General features: G+C 62.2%; 1 pseudogene. It reads right to left on the bottom strand.

The window, feature by feature from the left end:
* A pseudogene (locus EN984_RS32385) lies at positions 1–1,840 on the bottom strand (DNA-directed RNA polymerase subunit beta); the annotation flags it as partial.
* Positions 1,841–2,063: the final 223 nt, after the last annotated feature.

Here is a 2,063-nt window from a genome sequence, read left to right as displayed (position 1 = left end):
CGACGTCATTGGTCAGCTTGCCGTCGACGATCTTGCGGTACGGGCTCTCGATGAAGCCGTATTTGTTGACGCGTGCGAAGGTGGCCAGCGAGTTGATCAGACCGATATTCGGGCCTTCCGGCGTCTCAATCGGGCAGATGCGGCCGTAATGCGTCGGGTGCACGTCGCGCACTTCGAAGCCGGCGCGCTCGCGGGTCAGACCGCCCGGTCCAAGCGCCGAGAGGCGGCGCTTGTGGGTGATCTCCGACAGCGGGTTGGTCTGGTCCATGAACTGCGACAGCTGCGAGGAACCGAAGAACTCGCGCACGGCGGCAGCCGCCGGCTTGGCGTTGATCAGGTCCTGCGGCATGACCGTGTCGATCTCGATCGAGGACATACGCTCCTTGATCGCGCGCTCCATGCGCAGCAGGCCGACGCGGTACTGGTTTTCCATCAGCTCGCCGACCGAACGCACGCGGCGGTTGCCGAGATTGTCGATGTCGTCGATCTCGCCCTTGCCGTCGCGCAGCTCGACCAGCGTCCTGACCACGGCCAGGATGTCGTCCTTGCGCAGCACGCGCACGGTGTCCTCGGCCTTGAGCTCGAGACGCATGTTCATCTTGACGCGGCCGACGGCCGACAGATCGTAGCGCTCACTGTCGAAGAACAGCGAGTTGAACATGGCTTCGGCGGTTTCGAGCGTCGGCGGCTCGCCGGGGCGCATGACACGATAGATGTCGAACAGCGCGTCCTGGCGGCTCTCGTTCTTGTCGACGTTGAGCGTGTTGCGGATATAGGCGCCGACATTGACGTGGTCGATGTCGAGAACCTTGATCTCGTCTTCGCCGGTGCCGAGCAGAACCTTCAGCGTCTTCTCGTCGATCTCGTCGCCGGCCTCGAGGAAGATCTCGCCGGTGGCGTAGTTGACGATGTCCTCGGCCAGATAGTTACCGAGCAGGTCCTCGTCGGTGGCCTTGATCGCCTTCAGACCCTTTTCGCCAAGCGCCCTCGCCTGGCGGGCGGTGATCTTCTTGCCGGCTTCGACGACGACTTCGCCGGTATCGGCATCGACCAGGTCGCCGACGGCCTTGAGGCCGCGGAAACGCTCGACGTTGAACGGAATGCGCCAATGGTCGCCGGCGCGCTTGTAGGTGATCTTGTTGTAGAAGGTCGACAGGATCTCTTCGCCGTCCATACCGAGCGCCATCAGCAGCGACGTCACCGGAATCTTGCGGCGGCGATCGATGCGGGCGTGCACGACGTCCTTGGAATCGAACTCGATGTCGAGCCACGAGCCGCGATAGGGGATGACGCGCGCGGCAAACAGAAGCTTGCCCGACGAGTGCGACTTGCCCTTGTCATGGTCGAAGAAGACGCCCGGCGAGCGGTGCATCTGCGAGACGATGACGCGCTCGGTGCCGTTGACGATGAAGGTGCCGTTCAAGGTCATGAGCGGCATGTCGCCCATGTAGACGTCCTGCTCCTTGATGTCCTTGATGGACTTGGCGCCGGTATCCTCGTCGATATCGAACACGATGAGGCGCAGCGTCACCTTCAGCGGCGCGGCATAGGTGAGGTCGCGCTGACGGCATTCGTCAACGTCGAATTTCGGTCCTTCGAACTCGTACTTCACGAACTCCAGCATCGAGGAGCCGGAAAAATCGGAGATCGGGAAAACCGACTTGAAAACAGCCTGCAGTCCCTCGTCCGGACGCCCGCCCTTGGGCTCCGCCACCATCAGGAATTGATCATAGGATGCCTTCTGAACCTCGATGAGGTTCGGCATCTCCGCAACTTCCGGGATCTTTCCGAAGAACTTGCGTACGCGTCTGCGGCCATTGAAAGTCTGGGTCTGGGCCATCGTCGCTCCTTAGCTCTAAACTCGGGACGAGCCTCGCCGCGGCTCGCCTTGCATTCTGGGCCACCTTGGCGGCAACCCTCTGTCTGTTTTCCCGGCGCCTGTCGGCGGCCGGCTAGAACGGGAGAAAACCCGTTTCCTGAAGGCCGGTTTTCGGCCCTCAGGAAAGAGGTTCTCGTAGATCTCGCGTTACGCGTGCTCCCTCCGGGCGAAGGGAGTGGCGGAC

Origin of the sequence: Mesorhizobium sp. M7A.F.Ca.CA.004.12.1.1, assembly GCF_003997835.1 — a bacterium.
Classification (GTDB): domain Bacteria; phylum Pseudomonadota; class Alphaproteobacteria; order Rhizobiales; family Rhizobiaceae; genus Mesorhizobium.
The sequence above is the reverse complement of the archived record's forward strand: the minus strand, read 5'-3'. Positions and strand labels throughout refer to the sequence as shown.